The organism is Sporomusaceae bacterium ACPt (assembly GCA_041428575.1).
In the GTDB taxonomy this organism is placed as follows: domain Bacteria; phylum Bacillota; class Negativicutes; order Sporomusales; family Sporomusaceae; genus Sporomusa_D; species Sporomusa_D carbonis.
This window is the reverse complement of record CP155570.1, coordinates 1,255,871-1,281,455: the sequence shown is the minus strand read 5'-3', so window position 1 is coordinate 1,281,455 and position 25,585 is coordinate 1,255,871. Positions and strand designations below refer to the sequence as shown.

Here is a 25,585-nt window from a genome sequence, read left to right as displayed (position 1 = left end):
TTATGTATTCGTAGAGTAATGGGAGAGAAGAACAAAATGGATAAAGCTCTGCGTGTCGGTATTGACATCGGTTCAACAACTCTAAAAATGGTTATCCTCGATGAGAAAAACAGCATTGTATTTCAACAATATGTGCGACATTTTTCCGATATAACAGCTGCTTTTCAGAGCGTGACGGCCAAAGCCCAACATGTCCTGCGGCAAAAGTTGTTATCAGTTATGTTTACAGGCTCGGCAGGCATTGGCATCTCCCAGTCTCTTGGCCTGCCTTTTATCCAGGAGGTAATCGCTTCCACCAATGCCGTCAAACATATTATTCCTAATACGGGCACAGTTATTGAACTTGGCGGAGAAGATGCCAAGATTACTTATTTTGGCAACACAGTGGAACAGCGCATGAACGGTGTCTGTGCCGGAGGTACCGGTGCATTTATTGATCATATGGCGGCATTATTATCTACCGATCCCTTGGGCTTAAATGAACTTGCCAAAAATTATCGCACCATTTACCCGATTGCTTCCCGTTGCGGCGTATTTGCCAAAACCGATGTGCAGGCACTGATGAATGAAGGTATTTCCAAAGAAGATATTGCTGCTTCTATTTTGCAAGCCGTTGTGAATCAAACGATCAGCAGTTTATCTCAAGGCCGGGCGATTAGCGGTAAAGTAGCTTTTCTCGGGGGTCCTCTGTATTTTTTGTCGGAGTTGCGACGGCGTTTTATTGAAACGTTGGGGCTTAAACAAGATCAGGTACTAAACCCAGAATGTTCGCCTTATTTTGTTGCTATTGGCGCAGCACTGGCTTTGCGGGAAGAACCTGTTCCTTATGAACTTTTGCATGAGAAATCTCTCCCCCGGTTGCTCGGACAACGCCTGGAAAAGCGAAAATCACTGGGCCCCCTATTTACTGATCAAAAAGAATATCAGCAATTTGCCGCCCGGCATGCGCAACATGCTGTCAAGCGGGTAAACCTAACAGAGTATATTGGTAAGGCCTATTTGGGAATTGATGCCGGATCAACGACAACTAAACTGGCGCTTATTGCCGAGGATGGAAGCTTATTGTATTCCTATTATGGCAGTAACAGAGGCAAACCGCTGGAGACAGTAATTACGGCGCTTAAAGATATATATCAACGTCTGAATGACAATACACGGATTGTTTATTCGACTGTTACCGGTTATGGTGAGCAATTCATCAAAGCTGCTTTGCAGGTGGATATTGGCGAAGTCGAAACTGTGGCTCATCTCAAGGCGGCCAAACACTTTTTACCTGACGTTACTTTTGTGCTGGATATTGGCGGTCAGGACATAAAATGCTTTTTTGTGCGGGATGGCATAATTGATTCCATTATGCTCAATGAAGCTTGTTCTGCAGGCTGTGGCTCGTTTATTGAAACTTTTGCCCAAGCTATGAATATGACTGTTAAAGACTTTTCTCAGCTTGGTTTAAAGGCGAAAAAACCGGTTGATCTTGGTAGCCGCTGTACTGTTTTTATGAACTCCAAAGTCAAGCAGGCGCAAAAAGAAGGTGTCGATGTTAGTGATATCTCGGCCGGGTTAGCAATATCCGTTGTTAAAAATGCCTTATTTAAAGTGATCCGCCTGAAAAATACCGCGGATCTGGGCGAAAAGATCGTCGTTCAGGGTGGTACTTTTTACAATGATGCTGTGCTGCGGGCTCTGGAACAAGCCATCGGCCGAGAGGTTGTCCGCCCGGATATTTCCGGCCTCATGGGTGCTTTTGGCGCAGCGCTTATTGCCCAAGAGCGGTATGATCCAGAAAAAGAGACCTCACTGTTGTCGTTGGCTGAGCTTGACGGCTTTGCCGCTAATACCACGAATCACCGCTGCCAATTATGTGGTAACCAGTGTCTGATTACCACCCACCGCTTTTCTAACGGACAGGAGTATCATGCCGGAAATCGCTGCGAACAAGGCGTTGGCCAGGCTAAATTGAACGATGAACTGCCTAATCTTTATGCTTATAAGTATCAACGGCTGTTTCAATATAAACCTCTGGCCGAGTCGCTGGCGCGCCGCGGAATTATTGGTATTCCCCGCGTGCTCAATATGTACGAAGATTATCCCTTTTGGTTTACTTTTTTTACCAAACTCAGCTATCGGGTAATTTTATCCGGACGTTCGTCCCGCCAGTTATATGAGCTGGGAATGGAAACCATCCCTTCAGAATCTATTTGTTATCCGGCTAAACTTGTGCACGGACATATTAGCGACTTAGTTAAAAAAGGCGTTAAAAAGATATTTTATCCGTGTATTCCTTACAACATTCAGGAAGACCGGGCAGCCGACAACTGTTATAACTGTCCGATCGTTACGTCCTATCCGGAAAATATCAAGGCGAATATGGATGTACTGCGCGATAATGAAATAGTATTCCTTCATCCGTTTTTGCCGCTTAACAATCGTGACCGCTTGATCAGCAGGCTGATGCAGGAGCTTGCGGGAGAAAATATTACAAAGAAGGAGATTATTGCTGCGGCCGATGAGGCTTATGCCGAACTGGACCGATATAAATCCGACGTTAGGCGTAAAGGCCAAGAAGCGCTTTCCTATATGGCTGACAGGAATGTTAAAGGAATTGTTTTGGCAGGCCGTCCCTATCATATTGATCCTGAAATTAATCATGGTCTGCCTGAACTAATCCAATCATATGGGTTGGTCGTATTGTCAGAAGATGCTGTACGGCATTTAGGCACAGTAAATAGGCCGCTGCGGGTTGTTGATCAATGGGGTTACCATTCCAGACTATATGCAGCAGCAAACTTTGTTGCCAGGCAGCCTGATGTTGAATTACTCCAGATTAACTCTTTCGGCTGTGGGCTTGATGCAGTTACAATTGATCAGGTAAAAGAAATTCTTGAAACTCACAATAGAATCTACACAGCAGTTAAACTGGATGAGATCAGTAATCTGGGAACAGCCAGAATTAGGGTGCGCTCACTGTTGGCAGCGCTTAATGACAGAGGGCGGCATTCTATTGTCAACCAAACAGCAGAACTGGCTGCCGGACGCCACCATGGTTTTAGCAATTTTAGCGCTGAAATAAAAAAACGCCACATCATATTGGCACCACAACTATCTCCCATTCATTTTCAATTTTTGGAAGTCGGCTTTCAACAAGCCGGATTTCACCTGGTGGTAGCTCCCATGCCTGACAAAACGGCAATTGATGAAGGTTTAAAGTTTGTACATAACGATGCCTGTTACCCTACTATTATTGTTGTTGGGCAACTGTTACAGGCCTTGAAATCGGGGCGGTATGACTTGAATAATACCTCAGTTATATTGACCCAGACCGGCGGCGGCTGTCGGGCAACTAATTATGTTGCAATAGCCCGCAAAGCCTTCAAAGATGCCGGCATGCCCCAGATACCGGTTATTGCTTTAAGAAGTGGAAAGCAATCAGACTTTTCTTTGACATTATCACTGCTCGAGAACTTAATAATAGGTATTATTTATGGAGACCTGTTGATGCGGGTGCTTTATCGGGTACGACCGTATGAAAAACGTCCCGGTTCGGCTCAAGAGCTGTGCGATTATTGGGCTGCCAAGTGTCGTCAGGACATGTTAACAGGAGGCAAACGTAATTTTAAAAATAATATTTTCGGAATTGTCCGAGATTTTGACAACCTGGAAATTGATGAGCGGAAGATTAAGCCACGTGTCGGTCTAGTTGGTGAAATCCTGGTAAAATATCATCCAATAGCTAACAACAACCTTGTCGAACTGTTGGAAAGTGAGGGTGCGGAAGTCGTTGTACCTGACCTGCTGGATTTCTTCCTATACTCTGCTTATGACAGCAAGGTACAATATGACTTGTTGGCCGGCACCTTAATCAATAAGCTCAAAGGCAATCTATTTATCAGGTTGGTTGAGTTTTTCCGCCGTCATCTCCGCAGAGCACTAAAGACCAGCAAACGCTTTTCACCACCGTTTACTATTGAACATATTGCCAGAATGGCGGCAAAGCATCTATCCTTAGGTAATATAACAGGTGAAGGCTGGCTGTTGACCGGTGAGATGGTTGAGCTGATTCACTGCGGGGTCGATAATATTTTATGTTTACAGCCGTTTGCCTGCTTACCTAATCACATTACCGGCAAAGGTATGATTAGAGAGTTGCGCCGCTGCTACCCGGACATCAATATTATCCCCATCGACTATGATCCCGGGGCCAGTGAGGTTAATCAGCTAAACCGGATAAAATTAATGCTGGCCGTGGCTAAAGCGAAACTTGGGCAGGGTACGGACTAAATTACGGGTATATTCGGTTTTGATCTAACCAATCGTGTATTTTCTCGAATAACAGGCCGGCGGCGAACCATGCAGGGGCATAATCTAAACGAATTAATCCATTAATATTGAAGATAGCTCCGGAATAATCCCAAGGTGCAGTGCCGAGTACAGTGCGTAGTATCCAGCCCGTGAGATACTCTACGGCAAAACAGAGCAGCATCCAGACGCTTCCCCGCGCCCATACCGGCCAGAGGCGAATTGTATCATGCACTGGCTCAAATAATATTGTTAAGCCGTATATTGGAAACATCCATAAATAAGTCTTGGCAGTCAGGCGAACATCTCCGGTTAACAGTGATCCTAAACCTGTCCAGATAATTTCGAGACACCAGCCTAATAATCCATAAATGATAACGCGCTTCATATTTATAGTGTAAACCTGTAACAGGCATTTATTCGCTGCTAAGACCTATACGCCCTCTAAAGTCCATTAAAGGAGTTGGTAGCAATTGAAGAGCGGTTTGGACAATAAATCGACACCTAAGGAAAAAATTCTGGATGCTACTTTGAGGATTATTGGTACTAAAGGTGTTCAGCATGTAACCAGTCGAAAAATTGCTGCCATGGCAGATGTTAATGTAGCTACTATAAACTACTATTTTGGCTCCAAAGACAATGTTATTAACGAAGCATTAAAAACCTTTGCAGATAAGCTGTTGACTTCCTTTGATTACCTTGATGACTTGGGGATACCACCGGAGGTAAGGATTAGGAATTTTCTCAGAAGTTATGCCGATTATACCCTGGAATATCCGGATATTTTCCGCAATTTCGTTGACCAAGTATTACATGATTCAGCAGCGACTATTGAATATTTCGAATTTATGAAGCAAATTGGTTTAAACAAGTTAAAAGTATCGGTACAGGAAATTACCCGAACACAGGCAAGTGAAACCGAGTTAATAATGAAAATTTTCCAGATGTTCAGTTGTTTGGAATTCCCGGTATTGGTAGGTGCCAAGATGAAAAGCCTGGCACATTTTGATTATTACGATCAGGACTGCCGCTACAGATATATTGACTTGGTACTAAAATCATTATTAAATACTTAACATTTTTACATATCGCCGTATCTTTTTACCCCGGTTGTTGCACAAGAGAGCCGCCACAGGCAAAAAGATAGCGCCTACCCAGGTTCAGGTTGCCTAGGTAGGCGCTATGTCTTTTACTTCGCCCGGCTCAAATGCATAATAGCTTCTCCATGCTCACCCGTCTTGCGAAGAAGAAAAGTCATATCACCAGCCATAGAGTACACAGTTCCATCAATCCGCGCAACGTTCCGCTCCACACTGGCCAGTCTGTCGTCAAGCTTGTCCAACTTTTCATCCAACTGGCCTACTCTTTCATACAACTGGTCCACTTTAACGTCAAGTTGGCTCACTTTTCCTTCAATCCTGGTCATGTTATGACCAAGACTGTGCAACTGGGCATTAAGTTCCTCCGCCCAGTGTCTCAAGCCCTTGGTTACATCAACGTTTTCCTTAAGCGTAATCTCCAGACCATCCGCCTTGCTCTCCAGCTTGTCCAGACGAGCGGATAGCTGCTGCTGTCCCTCGAATAGCTGCTTCTGTCCCTCGAATAGCTGCTTCTGTCCCTCGAACAGTTGCTTTTGTCCCTCGAACAGTTGCTTTTGTCCTTCAAGCAGCTGCTGTAGAATTTTTTCCATCCCCACACACCCCTTTGCTGTTATATCGCGTCATTTTGCTTTATTATATCACAAACCGTCACACAATCACATATGCGTCCCAAAGCGTCGGGGTGTTTCTGGCGTTCGTTGCCCGCTCCGCATCGGTCCGTGCGACATGGTCTCTGTCGCCATCCCGGTCGCTCGCCTCACGGCGCTGGCCTGTCAGCCTATTGAAGTAGTTAGCGGACATCAGCGACAATGTGGCTTTCCGGTGATGACCTGCCCAAATGCGAGGCAGTCCATCATCTATTACATAACGACACTATCAAACATCCGCTATAGATGCGCGGCAGCAAGGTATGAATCTAAAATTCATATTGTTCTCTTAACTGGTTAGCCTGCTGATAGATTAAATGGCGATCATGCTGAAGCCGTCCCACAACAATTCCGGGATGAATATTAATTTCGTCAGCAAAAGCCCGGATAGCAAACACGGAGTAATCCCCTTTTTTTACAAATGCCCGATAGGCTGATGAAGGGATGAGTACATCAGCGGCAAATCGGTCTGCTTCCCCTTCTTCTTTCAGGCTAGCAGTCCCAGGAGTGTCATAGCTGATAAAAACTTCTTTCTTACTGTGGCCTAATAAGATATGGCCAATTTCATGGAAGAACGAAAACCAGAAGACGTCAGCATATTTTCTCCGAAAGCTCATCTGTACAACGGCCCGCTGGGGACTTAGCCAATATGCCGCACCGTGAACATAGGTTTTCGGCAGATGCGGGACAAAAACAACAGCCACACCGCTTTCGCTGCAGATCTCCTGCAGCTTGGACTGAATCGTTTGCTGCGGCTGCAATGTTAATGAACGAAGCGCCGGTAGTGAAGCTTTCAGTTTGTCTTTTTGAAAAGAAGACACAGACATTGCCTGTGCTGCCCGCTCACCACAGCGAAGCCATGCCGCCAGGGCGAGCGGAGACGCTTCATGCGCGGTAGCTGTGCGGAACGCGGCCGGAACAATTTCCGGCAATCTTTCAAGCGACGCGACAGAAAAAAACTCGCGTGCTGAAAGCACTCGTTCCCGGTTATTCCGGGTTACCTTTACCAGCCCAAGCTTTGCTAATTCCGCATACGGAATTTGACCGAGCAGTGGAATTTCACTTTCCAGTGCGGCCTCAACTGACAAACGGGCTAATGTTTCTTGATAGTTTGCCTCCAGGTTAGTCCAAAAAGATGCGGGAGTTCCCAGCACTGCCTCAAACTTAAGAGCTGTATCTACGGTAATCGGAGCTTTTGCTTGAATGATCTCGTTAATATGCTTAGGCGTGAGACCGGTGCGATTGGCTAAATCTTTTTGTGACATCTCCCGGTCTTCCAGCATTTCAGCCAGTGTTTCTCCCGGAGGTATTGCGATAACAGCTTGGTATTTTTCATCCATGATAATCGGTCACCTCCATAATCATGACGATTTCAACCGTGAACAGATCCTCGCTAACATTGGCCTGCCCTTTCTCCTGGACAGGCCGAAAAATAAGACGAAAGCCCCCCTCCAAATCCATCGCGTACATGCCAGCATAATCACCCTGCAAGGCATGACAACGCCCCAAGCGGCTTTGAAGCAAATGCCCTAGCGTAGGCATAGCCGTAATCTGGCTAAGGCGAAGCACTATCTTCCGGGCATTCTTTGGCCCGTACTCCTGCGTCAGCTTTTTCTCATTATTTAGCAGTATTTGTAATCGGTTATTCCTATATTTAATATACACTAGCTTGCTCCATTATGTCAATTTTTATTAACCTATTAGGTTAATTATTTTTACTGTAAAATATTTTCTCAATTTTGTTTTGGCGAGCTACCTACACCATACAGATATTGTACTTCTTTATTAATTAATGTCATCCTGCCGGAAAATAAACAAGATTTTCCAAATCAAGCTTCAACTCTTTTTCGACGAAGCCGGAAAAAAGACCCCGCCCACGCTTATGGGAGGCCTGTCGATTGCCGATGCCGTATATGCGTCGAGCGATTTTTCCAATCTAACGACGCAACTTAGAAACAATGAACTTAACCTTCATTGGAGCGAAGTATTCCGGGTATTCTAAACACCGGGAAAACATTACCCGCGCATTGAATACGGCCATGAAATACCATCGTCTGTTAAAATTTAACGTCATCAATTATTATAAGCCATCTCAATGCGACGCCGCCCTTTTCCGTAAAGCGTTTTATTCCAAGTTGCCGGAACGCATTACTGCTTGACAACATTAAACCGTTCGGCAAGTACCTCCAAGATATTCTCCTGAAAAGGCCGTGGCTGGCATCAGAAAGATGTACAGGACAGGCTGGGGCATGCCAATATCTCCATGACGATGGACACCTATACACACCATGTCCCAGCCAGACAAAGCGGCATTGCTGACTGGCTTGAAAAAAATATGCCCGCATCAGCCAAAAAGAAGTGACATTTTCACATATCGCTATATAAAGTTACAACAGCGTTGCTGTACGGTTGCTGTACAAAACTAAAAAAGGCCTCTTGGGCAAAAACCCAAAAAGCCTTGTCATTATGAATTGGTGCGGGAGAAGGGACTTGAACCCCCACGGTTACCCGCCAGATCCTAAGTCTGGTGCGTCTGCCAATTCCGCCACTCCCGCATATATAATTAACTGGTGACCCACGATGGACTCGAACCATCGACACCCTGATTAAAAGTCAGGTGCTCTACCGACTGAGCTAGTGGGTCATCGTCTAAATAACAACTAACCATATACCACAATTGTACTAAGTTGAGGAATACACTCATTGAACACAGATGCAACAGATGAATATTCAAAGCTACGTAGTAGCTGCCTCATAGCAAATGGCAGGGGCGGCTGGACTCGAACCAACGCATGACGGAGTCAAAGTCCGTTGCCTTACCGACTTGGCTACGCCCCTACTTTTTTAAATTAAACTGGGGTGACTAGAGGGATTCGAACCCTCGCGTAACGGAGCCACAATCCGCCGTGTTAACCGCTTCACCATAGCCACCATGTAGTTTGTCGTTAACGACAGAATTCATTCTATCACACCAACATCTTTATGTCAAGCATCAGTTATGACTTTTTGTTGTTGCCTTTTCATAACTGTCGCACACGACGTCTGTTAGTATAGCAAATAAATTATCATTATGCAATAGGTAATTCGTGGATATTATGTTTGTATTTTAGGACGGACGCGGCTAGTTGGAATGGCACTCGTTGGATCATCAGGCCAGTAATGTTTTGGATAACGTCCCATTAAGTCTTTTTTTACTTCAAAATATGTATTGCGCCAAAAGTTAGCTAGATCCTGCGTTACCTGAACCGGCCGCTGTGCCGGTGACAGTAAGTGCAGCGTTAATGGCACCTTTCCATGGGCAATACACGGCGTTTCCTTGAGTCCAAACATTTCCTGCAACTTTACAGCCAATACCGGACGGTCAGGAACCGTGTAATCTATAGGAATACGCTGACCACTGGGTACAATAATATGTGTAGGCGCGTATTCATCAAGCTCGCGCCGTTGGTCCCAGGCAAGCATATCTTCTAAAATTGCAGCCAGATTTAGCCGCTCCAGCTCAGCCCGGCTTGTCAAACCATATACATAGGGCGCAAGCCAGCTATCCAACGTTGCGACCAGCGCTTCGTCAGAGACATCAGGCCACCCCTTTTCCCAATGGTGGATGAACAGCAGCCTGTTACGAAACTGGATTGATGCCCGCGTCCACGGCAATATCCCCAGGCCTTCCCGGGCAATACCGGCAAGCAAAGCCGCTGCTATGGCTGCAGGGTTAGGGTGAGTACAAGGACTATCCTTTAATATTAGTGCGCCCAAACGCTCATAATTTCTGGCCCGCACAGCCTGCGCCGCCCGGTCCCAGGCAACAATGGTCTCCGTCACTATCTGCTGCTGAAAATGCTGCCTTATTTCGTCCAAGCTTACAGGCGCGGCAAGAAAAATCCGGCTCTCGCTGCCTTGTCCATCAAGTTCGGCAGCCACCAGGTACGGCATATGCGCCAAAAGCTGTTCTTTAGCCATTATTGCCCCCCGGCCGCTCTCCAGCAAAAATCGGCCGGCCTCTCGCTGCTGAGAAATCCGGTCAGGATAGGCAAAAGCCAGTACGAGCCCACAAGCTTCGGCATCACCCTGGCAATTGGACTCAATGCCAAAATCCTGCTTGAGCCGGTCACTTTCAGCCCGAATTCGCCGGCACACCCCAATATCGAAGCTTTGACCGGCAATCATTCCCCCGGCACAAATCCTGCGGACAGCCTCAACCCTCAGGCGCAGATCAACATCAAGCAGATTATCGCCACTTCTAAAAAAGTCCCGATCACTGAGGATAACTGCCAATTCGCACGCCAGCCCGCCAAGTCCGATTTCTAGCGCTTTAAGTACCATATGGGCTAACCGCGGATGCAGGCCGGTTTGAACCATATGCCGCCCATGCGGAGTAATGCTGCCGTTGGTATCCAGTGCACCTAGCTTGATAAGTAATTCCCGGGCCTGACCAAATGATGCTTCAGGTGGCAAATCAAGCCATTGCAATTGCTCCGGTCTCGCTACTCCCCATGCGGCAAGCTCAAGAGCCAGCGGCGTTAAATCAGCCGCTAAAATTTCCGGAGTCGTACTAGGCTCCAGATACATACCGTCATGTTCGGTCCAAAGCCGATAACACACTCCTGGTCCCAGACGTCCTGCCCGGCCCCGCCGCTGGTCAGCAGCAGCCTGAGAAACCGGAACAGTCTCTAAACGAGTCAGACCGGTACGCGGCGAATAACGCGGCACCCGCATGAGTCCGCTGTCAATTACCGTCCGTACTCCTTCAACGGTAAGACTTGTTTCCGCAATAGACGTAGCCAGCACAACTTTGCGCTGACCGGGTGGGCTGGGCAAAATAGCGAGATCTTGGGCGGCTGGCGGCAGATTCCCATAGAGTGGCACAACACGCGCCTGCTGCTCTATGCCAAGCTCAATGAGCCCCGCATGTACGCGGTTGATTTCACCGGTGCCGGGCAAGAACACCAATATATCGCCAGTGTTGCTAGCAAGTGCTTTAAAAACAGCGCTTATAACAGCAGGTTCAATGCGGCCTTCACCACGCCGTGCGAGATAATGGGTATCCACCGGGAAGGCCTGCCCTCTACCAGTTATTACTGGGGCGTTACCAAGAAGACGAGCTACTGGTCCGGCATCAAGCGTTGCCGACATGACTAATAACCGTAAATCTTCCCTGAGAACGGCCTGAGATTCCAGTGCCAATGCCAGCCCAAGGTCGGCATGGAGACTTCGCTCATGAAACTCGTCAAATATGATTAACCCAACACCGTCAAGCGCTTGGTCGGCTTGGAGCATCCGGGTAAGTACACCTTCAGTGATTACCTCGATGCGGGTCCGAGGCCCAACCCGGGTATCCATTCTGACCCGGTAACCCACAGTTTCCCCCACTTGTTCTCCCAAAGTCCGGGCCATGTAACGCGCGGCGGCGCGAGCGGCCAGGCGCCGTGGCTCAAGCATCAGGATACGGCGGCTGTTGAGCCAAGACTCGTTCATAAGCGCTAGCGGAATGCGTGTTGTCTTACCCGAGCCGGGCGGAGCCACCAGCACGGCGTTAACATTTGATCTGAGTGCCGTTTTAAGCTCAGGTAATATTTCATCAATAGGCAGATTATGCATTGGTCACCTCATAAAACAATAAAAACAATAAGTATTGATATCATTATTATACTGAAAAATTAGTATGATAGTAGGGTACAATACAAAAATCGTCAAACCTTTAAGTTTTATGTAAGCGTAAAAGTATCCCCACATAGCGTATATGCTTCAATCCTGGGATAATGATCTCAGGAGGGATAAGCTGTATGGAAAATACAATAACAAGCAAGCGTAAGGCCTACTGTGCTGTCGAAAAAGCAGCGCTGATAGCAGCATATAAAGCCAGTGGCCTAAGCAAAAAAGAATGGTGCCAGGAAAATGCTATTGGCCTGAGCACATTGCAGAGATGGCTGCAGCACGAAAAAAGCAGGACCAGCCGCAACCGGTACAAAACTGGATTCCTGTCATCCAGGCTGCGCCAGAACGATCAGCCAGCCTCGAAATACAAATCGGCAAATGCAAAATTGCCGTAGATACTAAAACAGATAAAAAACTCTTGGCAACGGTGCTTGGCGTACTGGTGGAAGTATGCTGAAACTATCGGAACATACACCAGTCTTTTTAGCCTGCGGGGACACCGATATGCGTAAATCCATTAATGGCTTAAGCGCATTGGTGCAGCATAGTTTTAAGTTGGATCCGTTTCAAAAAGCACTGTTCGTCTTTTGCAACAAACAACGCAATCGAATTAAGATTTTAACTTGGGAAGACAACGGCTTTTGGCTGCATTTAAAGCGCTTGGAACGAGGCCGTTTCAAATGGCCGACACTTGACGACGCCACCATGGCGCTTACCACAGAAGAACTGTGGAACCTGATTCAAAGCCCGGGCATCGAACAAAAACTGCGTCGCACGCAAGTTTTAAAAAGCCGCTAAAGTATTGATTTTACTGGCTTTTCGCCTCATTTTCCGGTATAATAGAAGATAAGAAAATGGTATCGGAAATGAGGATTTTTTCTTGCAAACACAGGCACAGCTTGAAGAAGAAAATGCGGAATTAAAGAAACGCGTTCAGGAATTGGAAGCGCTCAACAAGTGGTATATGGAGCAGTTGAAGCTGCTTCGCCAAAAAAGTTTGGCGCTTCTTCGGAAAAAAGTAAACGCGATGACCAGGAACAGTTAAACCTCTTCAATGAGGCGGAAGCTGAGCGCCAACCGATTGCTGTGGAGCCGGACGTGGAAACCATCAGTTATCAGCGCAAAAAGGGTAAACGCGGAGAAAACATAAAGGACTTGCCGGTAGAAGTGATTGAATATACTCTGCCAGAAGGTGAACAGACCTGCCCTGCTTGCGGTGAAGAGCTGCATGTTATGAGCAAGGAAGTACGTAAGGAATTGACGATTGTTCCGGCAAAGGTCAAGGTTATCGAGCACGTAAACTATGTATACGGTTGCCGAAATTGCGAGAAAAACAATATAGAGACGCCGATCATCACGGCTAACGCGCCGAAAGCGTTGCTGCCTAAGAGCATGGTATCCGCCGAGCTTATGGCCTATATCATGAGCCAAAAATTCGTCAATGCTATGCCGCTGTATCGGCAGGAGCAGGAATTTAAGCGGCTTGGCGTAACGCTTTCCCGCCAAAACCTGTCCAACTGGGTTATTAAAGGTGTCGCACTTTTGGAGCCTTTGTTAGCAGCCCTAAAAAAAGAGTTGCTTTCAAGGGATTTGTTGCACGCCGATGAAACTACTCTGGAAGTGTTGTGTGAACCCGGCAGACCGGCACAGACAGATTCCTATATGTGGTTATATCGAACGTCCGGGGATACGGATCATCCGGTTGTGCTCTATGACTACCAGGAAGGGCGCAGCGGGCAATTTGCCAAGGCGTACCTTGCAGGGTTTTCCGGCTATCTTCAGACCGATGGTTGGCATGGCTATCACAAGGTAGAAGAAGCCGGTGTAACCTTGTGCGGCTGTTGGGCACATGTTCGGAGAAAATTCAATGAAGCCTTGGTCGGCCCTGCGGCTAAACAGCCGAATAGTAAAGAAGCGATAGGTCTTGCCTATTGCAATAAGCTTTTCGACGTTGAAAAAAAGGCCGAGCACATGACGCCGGAAGAACGGCATGAACTAAGGCAAAAAGAAGCTAAACCAATTATCGAAGAGTTTTATAAATGGATAGAAGCTTGTTGGGCTGATACCTTGCCGCAAAGTCTACTGGGCAAGGCGCTTACCTATGCCCAAAATCAGAAAAAGTATCTGACAGCCTATTTGGCCGATGGCCGCATCGAAATATCGAATAATCGTGCGGAGCGATCTATCAAGCCTTTTGTGATTGGACGAAAAAACTGGCTGTTTTGCAATACGCCTGGTGGCGCAAAATCGTCCGCCGCTGTTTACAGCATAATCCAAACGGCCATAGAAAACGGATTAAATCCACAAGCTTATCTGGAATATGCCTTTAGGCAAATCCAACTGCAGGATACGCTCTGTATTGAAAAACTACTTCCGTGGGCTGAAGAAATTCCTGTAAGCTGTAAAATGCCTAATAAAAAAGCATAACGGTTCCAACAGCCATCTGATGTTTTATCATATCGTACATCAGGTGGTTTTTTATTGATAGGTGGTTTTGCTTTGACGCTTACAGTTTTATAGTCCTCTTTATAAATAGCGACTGGATAGTCCAGGCACGGAAAATAAAAAGGAGACTGCCCGTTTCAGACAGTCTCAGCATCAGAGGCACTACCGTTTACTTCTTGGCCAAATACTTCCGGATATCAAAGGCAACAGCAGATACAATAATGAGGCCTTTAATAATCAGTTGCCAGTATGGGTTCATACCGATGAAGGTCAAGCCATAGTTGATTACCCCGAAGATCAGCACACCGGCCAGGACTCCGGGCACAGTACCGATGCCGCCTGCTGTCGAAACGCCGCCAACAACACAGGCCGCAATGGCATCAAGTTCGTACATGTTGCCATAATTATTGGTGGCGCCGCCGGTACGGGCGGCTTCAAGCACGCCGGCCAGACCGTACAGCGCGCCGGCAATAGAGTACAGGATCAGGAGGTTAAGACCGACATTGATACCTGATACGACAGCGGCATTTACGTTGCCGCCAATAGCATACATATTTTTGCCCAATCGGGTCTTGTTGAAAATAACCCAGACAATAACCGATATCAGAATCGCAATGATAACTATATAGGGTATGGAATAAGGTCCGACCCCTAATGCGCCAGAGCCAATCTCGGTGAAGTCGGGCCGAAGGCCGCCAATCGGCTGGGATTCGTTAGGCTTCATGTCAAAATAGATAGAGTTTACCCCGTAAACAATAACCATAGTGCCTAATGTGGCGATAAATGGCGGAACGCTTAGCCTGGCAACTATGAATCCATTAACGATACCGACAGCAAGACCGGCAAGTACAGCCAGCAAAATTGGCAGCCAGATCGGCAGGTCAGGAAGGTCGGGGTAAAACCGTCGGGAATAGTCGGCAACCTGCAACATTGAAGCTGATAATACTGCAGTTAAGCCAACAACACGGCCTGTCGAAAGGTCAACTCCACCGGTGATTAAAACAAAGGCGGCACCCAGAGCAATGATTACCCGGGTAGAAGATTGGAGCAAAATATCACGGATCGTGGTGACTGATAAGAAACGCGGGTCATATATGGCAATAGCGACTGTCAACACGATCAACACAATATAGATGGCATGTTGCATGAAAAAGTCTTGTATCTTTTTTGCGTCGAAATTCACTGCTTTAACCTCCTTGTTTATACCATACGCCGGGTAGCAAGACGCATGATTTCCTCTTCTGTCGCGTTTTTCCCGTCGACAATGCCGGTAAGCCGGCCTTCACACATAACCATAATGCGGTCAGACATCCCCAAGAGTTCAGGCATTTCCGAACTTATCATGATAATGCTCTTGCCCTGCTTGGCCAGCTCAGTAATTATGGCATATATCTCGAATTTTGCCCCGACATCAATCCCGCGGGTTGGCTCATCGAGAAGCAATATCTCAGGCTCAGTTAACAGCCATCTTGCCAGTAATACTTTTTGCTGGTTGCCGCCTGACAGATTTTTAATCTGGGTCTTAATAGACGGCGTCTTAACCCGCAGTTTTTGGATACTTTGTGTGGCATCCGCTTTGCGCAGAGCATCATTAAGCAGCAAATATCGTGTTTCATATTTAGCCTGTTTGGCTATAACCGTATTTTCTAACACTGACAATACAGGGAATATGCCAGTTACCCGCCGTTCTTCAGTTAGTAAGGCCATTTTGAGTTTTTTGGCATCAATGGGAGTCTTTATCTTTACTTCTTTGCCTTTAATATAAAATTTGCCGGAAGCCAGCGAACGCAGTCCAAACAGCGCTTCAATAAGTTCAGTACGCTGCGCGCCGACCAAGCCGCCAATACCAAGGACCTCCCCCTGACGCAGTTCAAAGCTGATATTTTTAAATGATTTCGGCAGTTGGGAAGTAAGCCCCTCTACTTTAAGCACCACATCTCCCGGCACATTGCCGCGCTCTGGAAACCGCTGTGACAGGTCGCGGCCTACCATCTTGGAAATAATCATGTCAGTGGTCATTTCTGACGCCGGCCAGGTACCAATTTTCCGACCATCGCGCATGATAGTCACTTCATCAGATATTTCCAAAATTTCTTCCATTTTGTGCGATATATAAATAATCGCTACTCCTCTTTTTTTCAAGTCACGGATGATTTTAAACAATTGTTCTACTTCATTGCCGGTCAGCGATGATGTAGGCTCATCCATTACAATGACTTTAGCGTTAAAGGAGACGGCTTTTGCAATTTCAATAGATTGAATCTTTGATACAGACATACGTCCCACTTGTGCAGTAGGATTAATATCCATTTCAAGCTCTTTAAAAAGCTGCTCAGTGTCTTTGTACATTTTGGCTTCATCAATAAATTTGAACGGCCCAATACCTTTTACCGGAAAACGCCCCAGCCAAATGTTTTCCATTACATTGCGGTGCGGTACAGGATGCAGTTCCTGGTGAATCATAGAAATACCGTTATTAATCGCATCTTTAGAGTTATTAATATTTACCTTGGTGCCGTTTAGAAATATCTCGCCCGAATCAGGTTTGTATATCCCGAAGAGGCATTTCATCAGCGTCGATTTTCCCGCGCCGTTTTCTCCCATAAGTGCATGAACCGTGCCGGCACGCACCTGTAGCGTAACATCGTCTAGCGCTTTCACGCCGGGAAATTCTTTGGATATGTTATTCATTTCAAGTAAAATCGGGTTTTCCGTCATTTTAGCGCCTCTCTTCCGCCACGGCTTTATACCAATACTTAAAGGAAGGGGCAAAGCAAACGAGACCTTGCCCCTTTTTTTCTAACTAATCGGCTTATTTTGCGTCGTTAATGTTGTCCTTGGTGATTTTTTTGTAAGGAACCCAAACATACTTGCCATCAACAATATCAAAGCCGGTATTATCTTTGCTCGGAGTTTGGCCTTGAGCCAAAACATTGGCAATATTGAAGGTAGCTTTGCCTTGATTGTTAGCATCATTTAGCACGGTACCTAAAAGGGTTCCCTCTTCCAAAGCCTTGAGGGCCGGAGCAGTAGCGTCAACGCCAACTACCGGTATATATTTGCCGTCTTTAAAATAGCCTTTAGCTTTCAAGGCTTCAATTGCGCCTAAAGCCATGTCGTCATTATTGGCAAAAACGGCTTCAATCTTATCACCATAGGCAGCAAGGAAAGCAGCCATTTTTTCCTGCCCTTTTACCCGATCCCACATGCCAGTGTCTTCAGCAAGTTTTTCAACTTTAATGCCTGCATCCTCAACAGCTTTTATCGAAAACTTGGTCCTGAGTTCAGCATCTTGATGGCCTGGCTCGCCTTTCAGCATAATATACTGCAGGACACCGTCCTTGTTTTTATCCATTTCCGGGTGAGCTTTCCAGTAATCTGCAATCAGCTGGCCGGAAATAGTGCCGGACTCTTCGGCTTTGGCACCAACATAGTAAACCTTATCCCATTTCTTCATATCTTCTGGCAGCGGCTCGCGGTTGAAGAAGACAACAGGAGTATTGGCTTTTTTCGCTTTATCAATAATTACGCCGGCAGCAGTACGGTCAACCGGGTTGATGGCGAGCGCATTCACTTTCTTGGTAATGAAAAGGTCTACCTTGTCGTTTTGAGTCGGTTGAGAGTTTTGGCTGTCAACAATGTCAACTTGAGCTTTACCTTCAGCAGCTCTGGAAATAGCATTACGCACACCGGTCATAAATGTGTCGTCAAACTTGTAGATAGCTACACCAATCACGGATTTAGCCTTGTCCCCTGCGGGAGCAGATTGCTGGGATCCACCGCATCCTGCCACCACCAGACTTGCAAGCAATGTGAAAACGATGAATCCTTTCATATACCTTTTCACTGAAAAACCTCCTCGTATAATAGAATTAGATCCACCGGATAGCGTAATTTCCAGTAAGGAAACACATATTCCGGGGAACCGGTTCCCAATTCTGAAGAAGCTCTTTTTACCCCGAAATATTATCCACATTCAGCCTGTAATGCGCGCGGTTATAGGTTGTGGTTAATTCCTTCTATGGTTAAAGACGCTTTTTCAGAATGGATTAATAAACTTCAACTGAATAAGAACACTGATTGAAGTCAGCAATTCTTACTTTGGCGTCAATTTGATACGCCCGGGGCACAGGCCCAATTCCAGAGTTGCTACAATTCAACAGTGATTGAAACCGGCCAGCCGGAGTATGTATATGCTCCCTGTCGCTGGCTGGTTTTTTACTGCCTTTTTTACTCATTACCTACCTTGAATCTTGGACTTGCTCATGGGACAATGGGATCGACAGGTACTTTTCGGGAGATTTCTTCTCCTCCTTGCGGATCCACACTGGATACTGCTGTAGAAAGCCGGCTACCCGTGGTCCATCATCGAGTATCTAACCGCTAGTTGCACCAGTCTGGAAACTGGGGGTAGCACCCACACTGTCTGTTTCCTGTACATGAGTTCTGATGACGAGGCTGCTTTAGATGGTTCCCATGGGCACCCAGGTCTGAGAAGTATTTGATTATTTATCCGAAGGGAGGTGTGGATTATGGCTAATCTTATGGTAGGCATTGACGTTAGCCTCCGCTCTCATTCTGTACAGTTCATGAATGATTGTGGGGATGCTTTAGAATCTTTTAGCATTCCTAATAACCTGATAGGCGCTCAAACTCTACTTGAACGTATTCTTCAATCGGCTCAAAAACTTCAATCTGAACTTATTCGTGTAGGCATGGAAGCCACTTCGAATCTTGGTTGGCATTTGGCTCATTTCCTTAAAGCTAACCTCCATCAAACCCAAGGTTCCAAAGCTCAGGTCTTTGTCCTTAATGCTAGAAAAGTGGCTCGTTTTAAGAAAGGCTATGATACTCTTCCTAAGAACGACCGCATTGATGCCTGGGTGATTGCAGATCAACTTCGGTTTGGCCGTCTTCCACATGAGTTGACTTCTACTATTCAATTTGAGGCTCTCCAGCGTTTGACCCGAACCCGCTTTCACCTTATGCAAAATATCGCCCGCGATAAAACCTACTTTCTCAATCAAGTCTTTTTGAAATTTAGTGGGCTTCGCCAAGATAATCCCTTTTCCAATATGTTTGGCTCTACTTGTTTAGCTGTTTTGCAAGAACTTGAACCTGAACAGATTGTCTCTATGTCCATTACAGAGTTAGTAGACTTTTTGAAGGAAAAAGGGAAGAATCGCTTTGACGATCCGGAGCAATTGGCTTCTTTCTTGCAAAAACTTGCCCGCTCGTCTTATCGTCTTGATAAAGCTATGGCTGATCCTGTTAATCTCTCATTATCCGTTATGCTCAGTGTTATTCAGACTATGGAAAAAGAAATTGCCAAACTGGATAAAGAGATTGAAAAAATCATGAAGTCCATTCCCGAAACCTTATCATCTGTGAAAGGGATTGGGCCGGTCTTTGCCGCCGGTATTATCGCCGAAATTAGCGATATCGCTCGCTTTTCTCACCACAATTCTCTTGCTAAGTATGCTGGACTTGTTTGGTCTCAGTACCAATCGGGAGAGTTTGAAAGTGAGGAAACCAAGCGAGTTCGTACAGGCAATAAATATCTGAGGTATTATCTAATACAGGCAGCTAACCTCGTTCGTCGATATGACAGTGAGTATGCTGCTTTTTACGCCGAAAAATATGCCCAAGCATTCAAGCATCATCACAAACGTGCTCTCGTCTTAACTGCCCGAAAACTGGTACGGTTGGTCTTTATGCTACTAAAGACCAAGCAACTGTACACACCGCCTGAGAGGAGAGGTTAGTTTTTTCTTCTAATTGGCAGCCTTTAAAATACCTCATCTTTCTTACATAATTTGGTAGTTAAGGTGAGGTTTATTTGGTATACCCTTTTTTAGGCTAACTTCTAATTTCTCGTTATCTTTTTTCCAATTTTTCAGTTTTTCCATATTGACATTTTACCGCTAGGCTTAATTTCTTTAGAATAATATTTATTATAAAGTAGCGATATCGGCCGGTTATCCCTACTTTATAATCACCCCTCAATAGAAGACTCAAATCATCAAATTTCCCAATATTTCTATTTATAGAAAATATATGTATTTATTTAGGACTATAGTATAACTACCAAAAAATTCTGTCAATATATTCAACAAATCTTTACAGACAAAATTTTCCTTCACGGGCTAATTCTGAAAATACCATATCAGCTGCACCTTTCATGGTATTTTCAGTTGCTCTGGTCGAGTATCTGATTTCGAGTACACTGCTGCAACTCTCAAAAGACCTGCGGGCCACAGTGTCCCAGACTGTTTTTTCAATATACCGGCTGGCTTTAGCCAATCCACCGCTAATAACCACCAGCTTGGGATTAAAAATATTTACCAGATTTGCAATACCAATACCCAGATAACAAGCAACTCGGCTGAGCATATCTATTGCCAGGAAGTCACCCGTATCAGCAGCATTGTAAATATCTTCGGCAGTAACTGCTCCTAAATCGCCAGCAACTGTACTTGTTATCAACGACGGCTGACCGCTTCTGATGGCATTCAGCACCAAGTCAACCAAAGCCGTTTCGGATGCCATAGCTTCCATACAGCCCGTATTGCCACAACTGCATATGGGCCCGGCCATATCAATGACAGTATGCCCGATTTCCCCTGCACTGCCATTTATCCCCTTATACAAGGAACCATTAAACATTATGCCGCCGCCAATGCCATACCCGACTTTAAGCAAAACCATATTGTCGGCATCTCTGGCTGCGCCAAAGTAATATTCACCATAAGCCAGAGCATTGGAATCATTTTCAATAAACGCAGGCAACCGTTTTTTTTCTTCAATAATATATTTAAGTGGTACGTTTTTCCAGCCAATATTCGGGGCAAACACCGAAATCCCCTCTTGCGTCCTGACAGGACCACGTACGATCACGCCAACTGCCAACGGCGACAAGGTAGCCGCGTGGCGGCAATTATCAATCACAGTAAGCAGGAGCTCAAGAACGGCTTCCTGTTTAAGTCCTTTTATACTCACCGCCTGCTGAAATTGCACGTTCAATGCTGTGTCAACAACATAGCCAATCATTGTAAATGTACGGATGTGAACAATTATGACCTGACCGGCAGCCGGGTTAACTTTTAAGAGCAGCGGACGCCGCCCGCCGCTTGACTCACCAATCATATAGTCCATAATCAGTCCGGCATCTAATAACTTGCTCGTAATATTGGTTACGGTCGGAGGAGTCAGCCCTGTAAATCTCGCGATATCGGCCCTTGATACCGGCCCTTGACGCCTGATTATGTTAAAGATTTGCCCGTCGTTTGAGCTCTGTACAGACATATCCTGCTGTTAACGGGCAAATCCGTCAGGATTTCCCTTATGCCAGCGCCAAGCAGTGGCAATTATGCTCTTTATATCAATATACTCAGGCTGCCAGCCTAAGTCCTGACGGATTTTTTCCGAACTGGCAACTAACACTGCCGGATCGCCGGATCGCCGGGGTGCCACTTCTTTGGAAGCGGTCAGCCCGGTGACAGCTTCGGCGGCTTCAATGATTTCCTTGACGGTGAAGCCATTGCCGTTACCAAGATTGTAAACGTCAGAACCATGACCGTTATATAGGGCTTTCAAAGCTAAAACATGGGCTTGACCCAAGTCATTTACATGAATATAATCGCGGATGCATGTACCATCTCTTGTTGGATAATCATCACCAAAAATTTTGAGACCGTCGGTTTTGCCAAGACAAGCTTTCAAAACCAGCGGCACCAAGTGCGTTTCCGGAAGATGGTCTTCACCAATATCACCGGCAGGGTCGGCGCCGCAGGCGTTAAAATAACGGAGTGCAATATAGTTAAGGCCATAGGTCCGGGAATAATCGGCCATGACATTTTCCATGATAAGCTTGGTCCGGCCATAGACGTTGGTTGGATTTTTCGGCATCTCTTCAGTTATGGGTGAGCTATCAGGCTCACCATACACTGCTGCTGTAGAAGAAAACACCAACTTGTTAACGCCGTTTGCCAGCATAACATCCAAAAGGTTTAACGTCCCCACAACATTATTGTGATAGTAGTCCCGCGGCTTAACCATCGATACGCCGACCAGACTATATGCCGCAAAATGCACAACTGAACTAATCTCATACCGTTTAAGAGTATCGCCGAGTAGTTCACTGTCAAAAATATCGCCTTCGACAAATAGACTGTTCTTTACTGCATCACGGTGGCCGGTAATCAGATTATCATAGACAACTACTTTGCCACCTGCCTGTTCCAGCAGTCGTACGGTGTGTGAGCCAATATAACCCGCACCACCGGTTACCAAAATATTCATGCCTGTGCCTCCAAATTAATAGTTAAGTACCATTCTAGGGTTTCTGCAGGCGCTATTGGCTGCAAAGCACCCAGCCTGTGCGTAACCTCAAGTGAATCATAATAACCTGTTGCCGGTTCAAGCGCACAGTTATATTCGCCTTTAAAACCCCCCTCGTTGATCCATACCCCCAGGTAGGGCACTTTGTCAGCAGGAAAAAGTAATTTATAGAGAAGTTTTCCGCTATTTAGCGTTAACGCGGCTTGACCCTGCTTTACTGTGCCATCAACGTAAATTTTTTCTGTTTTATTAGCAGATTTCGAGCTAATCCGGTCAATGCAGCAATTGCTGCCGTCCTGACCCACAGACACCGGAAAAGTGTGCTTGGTTCCCGCCGGACCTAGTACCGCACTATCATGAACGGTAATAACCCGGTCTGTTTCCGGCAGAATGATTTGGGTGTGCTCATCGCATGCCACCAGCCCGTGAAACACCCAGATCCCGTACAAAGGCCTACCGCCGATATTTTTAACCTGATATTCCAGGTGCACATTATTACTGTCTAATGCTATTGTCCGTTTAAATTCATAAGGCAATGACCGGCCTTTAACCTGACACAGCAATGTTTCGCCGTCCAAAGACGTAACATCCCAGGAAGCACTCCACAAATCGCCATGATCAGGCAACTGAGTTCCGGCATAACCATCATAGGGGTAGGTACAAGCATCAATGGTCGGATACATTTCATCGGCACCGGCCGTGTCATATTCAGCAAATTTGGCGCCATACATGCTTAAGCGGAATATACCGTCAGATGGTTGAAAAAAAACTTCAAAATTTTGTGGCTTATATATTAAGGAAGCAATTTTTGCGCCCAATTGGGGCAAAACCACAAGCTTAAGAGTGTCGTTCTCTATGCTGACAGCGTCAAGTCCTTTGTATACCCCGTTGTTTATCCTCATTGTAATACATTACCCCGCTATCTTATTGACGCCGTCTGCAATTCCGGCTACGTAAAACGCTGCCGTCCGGCCTGTGCGCCCCTTATACTCCGCCGCCACCACTGATTTAAATTCCTCCAATTTGGCAGTCTCGGTAAGCGCAATGGCGCAGCCGCCAAATCCGGCGCCTGTCATGCGTGCGCCAATACAACCAGGGGCTTTGAGGGCACTGGCAACTATGGCGTCAAGTTCATGTCCGGTAACCTCATAATCATTTTTGAGCGACATATGCGACTCTGTCACTAAACGGGCAAAACCAACAATATCGCCTTTTTCCAGCAAGCCAACGGCCGCGTGGACCCTGTTATTTTCCGCTATAACATGTCTGGCCCGCCGCCGCAATACATCATCGGCCAAATAATTTTCAACATCGGCAAGAGTTGCCTGACAAAGATTGTCGATGGGCTGATACCGCTGAATAATATGTAACGCTTGTTCGCATTCACTGCGCCGTTCATTATATTTGGAATCAGCCAGTTCACGCTTTTTATTGGTATTCATGATAACCAGGCTATAGCCCTTGAGAACAATAGGCACATATTGATAATTTAACGTCTCACAGTTAAGCAGTACGGCGCAGTTCCTTTTGCCAATAACTACCGAGAACTGATCCATAATGCCGCAATTGAGCCCAATAAACTGGTTTTCAACCTTTTGACAAAATTTGGCTAGTTCAGTCCGGTCAATGTGCCGGTCACCGTTTGCTGTACGCAGCATAAAGGCTGTCAGCACAAGCAGGGCGGCTGATGACGACAATCCAGTACCTTCAGGCAGGTTGCCGGAAAACAGGATATCGCAACCTTTAACTGCAAAACCGCAGTCTAAAAGATGTTTGATAACGCCTTTAGGGTAATTGCCCCATCCATCAGAAGACGTGTTGATGATCGGTTTGTTCAAGTCAACTGTCACCATGGGAGCGGCATTTGTTGATTTGAGGACAATGAGGCCATCGCGGCGTGCCCGGAGCGCGCCATAGATGCCTAATGTCAACGCTGCGGGAAAAACATGGCCGCCGTTATAGTCAATGTGTTCACCAATCAAATTAACCCGGCCAGGAGCAAAAAAGTACTGTACAGGCAAGCTAGAGGCTCCGTATTCACGGGCAAATGCCGTTTTAAGGGTATCAACATTGATCATGCGGCGCCTCCTTTGCGTTTACAAACCGGACATAAGCTTCTCTAAGCGTTACCGCCGTCTGTTCAACCGCCAAAGGGTTGCAGGCCGCCCACGCCCCCATTTCAGACGAAGCGTAAAATTTTATTTTATTGGCTTCTCTAAGCGGAGGATAAAATTCAATATGAAAGTGGTAATATGCCCCGGCATCGGCATATTCTTCAGAGTTTACCGGAATCTGATGAATACACATCATGTACGGGAAAAGCTTGTTAAATAAGCTGTCAAAGGCACCGGTAATGTTTTTCAGCATTTCAGCTAAATCACGTCTTTCGCAATCATTAAACTGAGTGATATTGCCTTTATGTTGTTTACTGACAATAAACACTCCGTACGGATAATCGGTAAAAAACGGCAAGTAGGCTAAAAAGCTGCTATTCTCGGCAATAATACGTTGTTTAAAATTGATTTCTTCTTTATTCATGTCGCAAAGCAGGCAACGACCCTCATTCTGATAGTGCTTCCGACAGCTATCAAGTTCAACCTGAATTTTTTGCGGCACAAACGGATATGCATATATTTGACCATGTGGATGAGGCATGGTGACACCGACTTCTTCACCACGGTTTTCAAACTGGAAAACATACTTTATTTTTGGATCTTTGGTCAGTTCGGCATATCTGTCAGCCAGCAGATTGACCAGTTTCACGATATGATCGACAGATAAATTAGGCAAGGTCGCGTGGTGTTCAGGCGAATATAGTATGACTTCGCATTTGCCGTAATTAGGCGCTACTTGGTACGGCCCGGTGCTCCTCAGCTCAGGTTGTCCGGGAATTAAAGACAAAGCCGGAAAGTCGTTATCGTATGTATGTACATCATAGTTGTCAGGTACTTTGCCTGAACCTGGACAAAACGGGCACCAGTCTTTGGGAAGATGAGGACGCGCCTGTCTGTTGGCTGCAACCATTGTCCATGTTTGCAATAAAGGATTCCATCTAAGCTCTGCCATACTTCCTCCAAAACATTAAGCAAATACTTTATTAAA

Annotated in this window: 18 protein-coding genes, 4 tRNA genes and 1 pseudogene; 6 read left to right on the top strand and 17 right to left on the bottom strand. The window is 46.1% G+C overall.

From position 1 onward, the window contains the following. Positions 1–36 precede the first annotated feature (36 nt). Positions 37–4,278: an acyl-CoA dehydratase activase-related protein gene (locus SCACP_RS06350; protein ID WP_425060516.1), complete on the top strand. Its 4,242-nt coding sequence runs from the start codon at positions 37–39 to the stop codon at positions 4,276–4,278. 1 nt (position 4,279) lies between these two features. On the opposite strand, the gene SCACP_RS06345 is transcribed toward SCACP_RS06350, so the two are convergent. Continuing rightward, positions 4,280–4,684, bottom strand: a complete 405-nt coding sequence (locus SCACP_RS06345; protein ID WP_425060515.1) for a putative ABC transporter permease — start codon at positions 4,682–4,684, stop codon at positions 4,280–4,282. A gap of 85 nt (positions 4,685–4,769) precedes the next feature. Here SCACP_RS06345 and SCACP_RS06340 point away from each other — a divergent pair, with 85 nt between their 5' ends. Further along, entirely contained in the window at positions 4,770–5,372 is a 603-nt protein-coding gene (locus tag SCACP_RS06340) for a TetR/AcrR family transcriptional regulator (RefSeq protein ID WP_425060514.1), read from the top strand. 113 nt (positions 5,373–5,485) lie between these two features. Here the strand turns inward: SCACP_RS06340 and SCACP_RS06335 are convergent, their stop codons facing one another. From SCACP_RS06335 to hrpB, 8 genes are all read right to left on the bottom strand, one after another. Then, positions 5,486–5,986: a hypothetical protein gene (locus SCACP_RS06335; RefSeq protein WP_425060513.1), complete on the bottom strand. Its 501-nt coding sequence runs from the start codon at positions 5,984–5,986 to the stop codon at positions 5,486–5,488. Positions 5,987–6,312: 326 nt separating this feature from the next. Beyond that, on the bottom strand, positions 6,313–7,383 hold the full coding sequence (locus tag SCACP_RS06330) for a HigA family addiction module antitoxin (protein ID WP_425060512.1): 1,071 nt from the start codon (positions 7,381–7,383) through the stop codon (positions 6,313–6,315). After that, the gene (locus tag SCACP_RS06325; protein ID WP_425060511.1) at positions 7,376–7,708 is read right to left on the bottom strand and encodes a hypothetical protein; all 333 of its coding nucleotides are present in this window, start codon (positions 7,706–7,708) and stop codon (positions 7,376–7,378) included. Before SCACP_RS06325 ends, SCACP_RS06330 begins: the two co-directional genes overlap by 8 nt. Positions 7,709–8,515: 807 nt before the next feature. After that, positions 8,516–8,598 (bottom strand) — tRNA-Leu (locus SCACP_RS06320). A gap of 13 nt (positions 8,599–8,611) precedes the next feature. Then, positions 8,612–8,687: transfer RNA gene (locus SCACP_RS06315), tRNA-Lys, on the bottom strand. A gap of 118 nt (positions 8,688–8,805) precedes the next feature. Continuing rightward, positions 8,806–8,881 (bottom strand) — tRNA-Gln (locus tag SCACP_RS06310). 17 nt (positions 8,882–8,898) lie between these two features. After that, a tRNA-His gene (locus SCACP_RS06305) sits at positions 8,899–8,974 on the bottom strand. Positions 8,975–9,136: 162 nt separating this feature from the next. Continuing rightward, positions 9,137–11,641 carry an ATP-dependent helicase HrpB gene (gene hrpB, locus SCACP_RS06300; RefSeq protein ID WP_425060510.1) on the bottom strand — a complete coding sequence of 835 codons (2,505 nt, stop codon included), beginning with the start codon at positions 11,639–11,641 and terminating at the stop codon, positions 9,137–9,139. Between the two features lie 161 nt (positions 11,642–11,802). Between hrpB and tnpA the strand changes: the two genes are divergently transcribed. The 3 genes and pseudogenes from tnpA to tnpC all read left to right on the top strand — a co-directional run bounded on the left by tnpA (position 11,803) and on the right by tnpC (position 14,125). Continuing rightward, entirely contained in the window at positions 11,803–12,093 is a 291-nt protein-coding gene (gene tnpA / locus SCACP_RS06295; RefSeq protein ID WP_425057961.1) for an IS66 family insertion sequence element accessory protein TnpA, read from the top strand. Between the two features lie 55 nt (positions 12,094–12,148). Continuing rightward, positions 12,149–12,496 carry an IS66 family insertion sequence element accessory protein TnpB gene (tnpB, locus tag SCACP_RS06290; RefSeq protein WP_425057810.1) on the top strand — a complete coding sequence of 116 codons (348 nt, stop codon included), beginning with the start codon at positions 12,149–12,151 and terminating at the stop codon, positions 12,494–12,496. A gap of 61 nt (positions 12,497–12,557) precedes the next feature. Then, positions 12,558–14,125: pseudogene (gene tnpC / locus SCACP_RS06285) on the top strand (IS66 family transposase). 187 nt (positions 14,126–14,312) lie between these two features. Here tnpC and mglC read toward each other — a convergent pair. The 3 genes from mglC to SCACP_RS06270 all read right to left on the bottom strand — a co-directional run bounded on the left by mglC (position 14,313) and on the right by SCACP_RS06270 (position 17,990). Continuing rightward, positions 14,313–15,326 (bottom strand): galactose/methyl galactoside ABC transporter permease MglC, encoded by a 1,014-nt coding sequence (gene mglC / locus SCACP_RS06280; RefSeq protein ID WP_425060509.1) that lies wholly within the window; start codon positions 15,324–15,326, stop codon positions 14,313–14,315. Between the two features lie 17 nt (positions 15,327–15,343). Then, positions 15,344–16,861, bottom strand: a complete 1,518-nt coding sequence (locus SCACP_RS06275) for a sugar ABC transporter ATP-binding protein (RefSeq protein WP_425060508.1) — start codon at positions 16,859–16,861, stop codon at positions 15,344–15,346. Positions 16,862–16,955: 94 nt separating this feature from the next. Then, complete coding sequence (locus tag SCACP_RS06270; protein ID WP_425060507.1) at positions 16,956–17,990, bottom strand: galactose ABC transporter substrate-binding protein; 1,035 nt, start codon at positions 17,988–17,990, stop codon at positions 16,956–16,958. 685 nt (positions 17,991–18,675) lie between these two features. Between SCACP_RS06270 and SCACP_RS06265 the strand changes: the two genes are divergently transcribed. After that, a complete protein-coding gene (locus SCACP_RS06265; RefSeq protein WP_425057924.1) occupies positions 18,676–19,908 on the top strand; it encodes an IS110 family transposase in 1,233 nt (410 codons plus the stop codon). A 355-nt stretch (positions 19,909–20,263) separates the two neighbouring features. Here SCACP_RS06265 and SCACP_RS06260 read toward each other — a convergent pair whose 3' ends face one another. From SCACP_RS06260 to galT, 5 genes are read right to left on the bottom strand one after another with little or no spacing between them, the layout of a single operon-like run. Beyond that, the gene (locus SCACP_RS06260; protein ID WP_425060506.1) at positions 20,264–21,448 is read right to left on the bottom strand and encodes an ROK family protein; all 1,185 of its coding nucleotides are present in this window, start codon (positions 21,446–21,448) and stop codon (positions 20,264–20,266) included. A gap of 9 nt (positions 21,449–21,457) precedes the next feature. Continuing rightward, a complete protein-coding gene (gene galE / locus SCACP_RS06255) occupies positions 21,458–22,444 on the bottom strand; it encodes a UDP-glucose 4-epimerase GalE (protein ID WP_425060505.1) in 987 nt (328 codons plus the stop codon). Further along, positions 22,441–23,385: a hypothetical protein gene (locus SCACP_RS06250; protein WP_425060504.1), complete on the bottom strand. Its 945-nt coding sequence runs from the start codon at positions 23,383–23,385 to the stop codon at positions 22,441–22,443. The genes galE and SCACP_RS06250 overlap by 4 nt, the downstream gene beginning before the upstream one ends. Before the next feature lie 9 nt (positions 23,386–23,394). Beyond that, positions 23,395–24,561 carry a galactokinase gene (locus tag SCACP_RS06245; protein WP_425060503.1) on the bottom strand — a complete coding sequence of 389 codons (1,167 nt, stop codon included), beginning with the start codon at positions 24,559–24,561 and terminating at the stop codon, positions 23,395–23,397. Then, entirely contained in the window at positions 24,548–25,549 is a 1,002-nt protein-coding gene (gene galT, locus SCACP_RS06240) for a galactose-1-phosphate uridylyltransferase (RefSeq protein ID WP_425060502.1), read from the bottom strand. Before galT ends, SCACP_RS06245 begins: the two co-directional genes overlap by 14 nt. Positions 25,550–25,585 lie beyond the last annotated feature (36 nt).

What these genes read in the sequence shown, in the direction of transcription:
- SCACP_RS06350 (WP_425060516.1), top strand. Translation starts at nt 37, where the DNA reads ATGGATAAAGCTCTGCGTGTCGGTATTGACATCGGTTCAACAACTCTA.
- SCACP_RS06345 (WP_425060515.1), bottom strand. Translation starts at nt 4,684, where the DNA reads ATGAAGCGCGTTATCATTTATGGATTATTAGGCTGGTGTCTCGAAATT.
- SCACP_RS06335 (WP_425060513.1), bottom strand. Translation starts at nt 5,986, where the DNA reads ATGGAAAAAATTCTACAGCAGCTGCTTGAAGGACAAAAGCAACTGTTC.
- SCACP_RS06330 (WP_425060512.1), bottom strand. Translation starts at nt 7,383, where the DNA reads ATGGATGAAAAATACCAAGCTGTTATCGCAATACCTCCGGGAGAAACA.
- hrpB (WP_425060510.1), bottom strand. Translation starts at nt 11,641, where the DNA reads ATGCATAATCTGCCTATTGATGAAATATTACCTGAGCTTAAAACGGCA.
- tnpA (WP_425057961.1), top strand. Translation starts at nt 11,803, where the DNA reads ATGATCTCAGGAGGGATAAGCTGTATGGAAAATACAATAACAAGCAAG.
- tnpB (WP_425057810.1), top strand. Translation starts at nt 12,149, where the DNA reads ATGCTGAAACTATCGGAACATACACCAGTCTTTTTAGCCTGCGGGGAC.
- SCACP_RS06275 (WP_425060508.1), bottom strand. Translation starts at nt 16,861, where the DNA reads ATGACGGAAAACCCGATTTTACTTGAAATGAATAACATATCCAAAGAA.
- SCACP_RS06265 (WP_425057924.1), top strand. Translation starts at nt 18,676, where the DNA reads ATGGCTAATCTTATGGTAGGCATTGACGTTAGCCTCCGCTCTCATTCT.
- SCACP_RS06260 (WP_425060506.1), bottom strand. Translation starts at nt 21,448, where the DNA reads ATGTCTGTACAGAGCTCAAACGACGGGCAAATCTTTAACATAATCAGG.
- galE (WP_425060505.1), bottom strand. Translation starts at nt 22,444, where the DNA reads ATGAATATTTTGGTAACCGGTGGTGCGGGTTATATTGGCTCACACACC.
- SCACP_RS06250 (WP_425060504.1), bottom strand. Translation starts at nt 23,385, where the DNA reads ATGAGGATAAACAACGGGGTATACAAAGGACTTGACGCTGTCAGCATA.
- SCACP_RS06245 (WP_425060503.1), bottom strand. Translation starts at nt 24,561, where the DNA reads ATGATCAATGTTGATACCCTTAAAACGGCATTTGCCCGTGAATACGGA.
- galT (WP_425060502.1), bottom strand. Translation starts at nt 25,549, where the DNA reads ATGGCAGAGCTTAGATGGAATCCTTTATTGCAAACATGGACAATGGTT.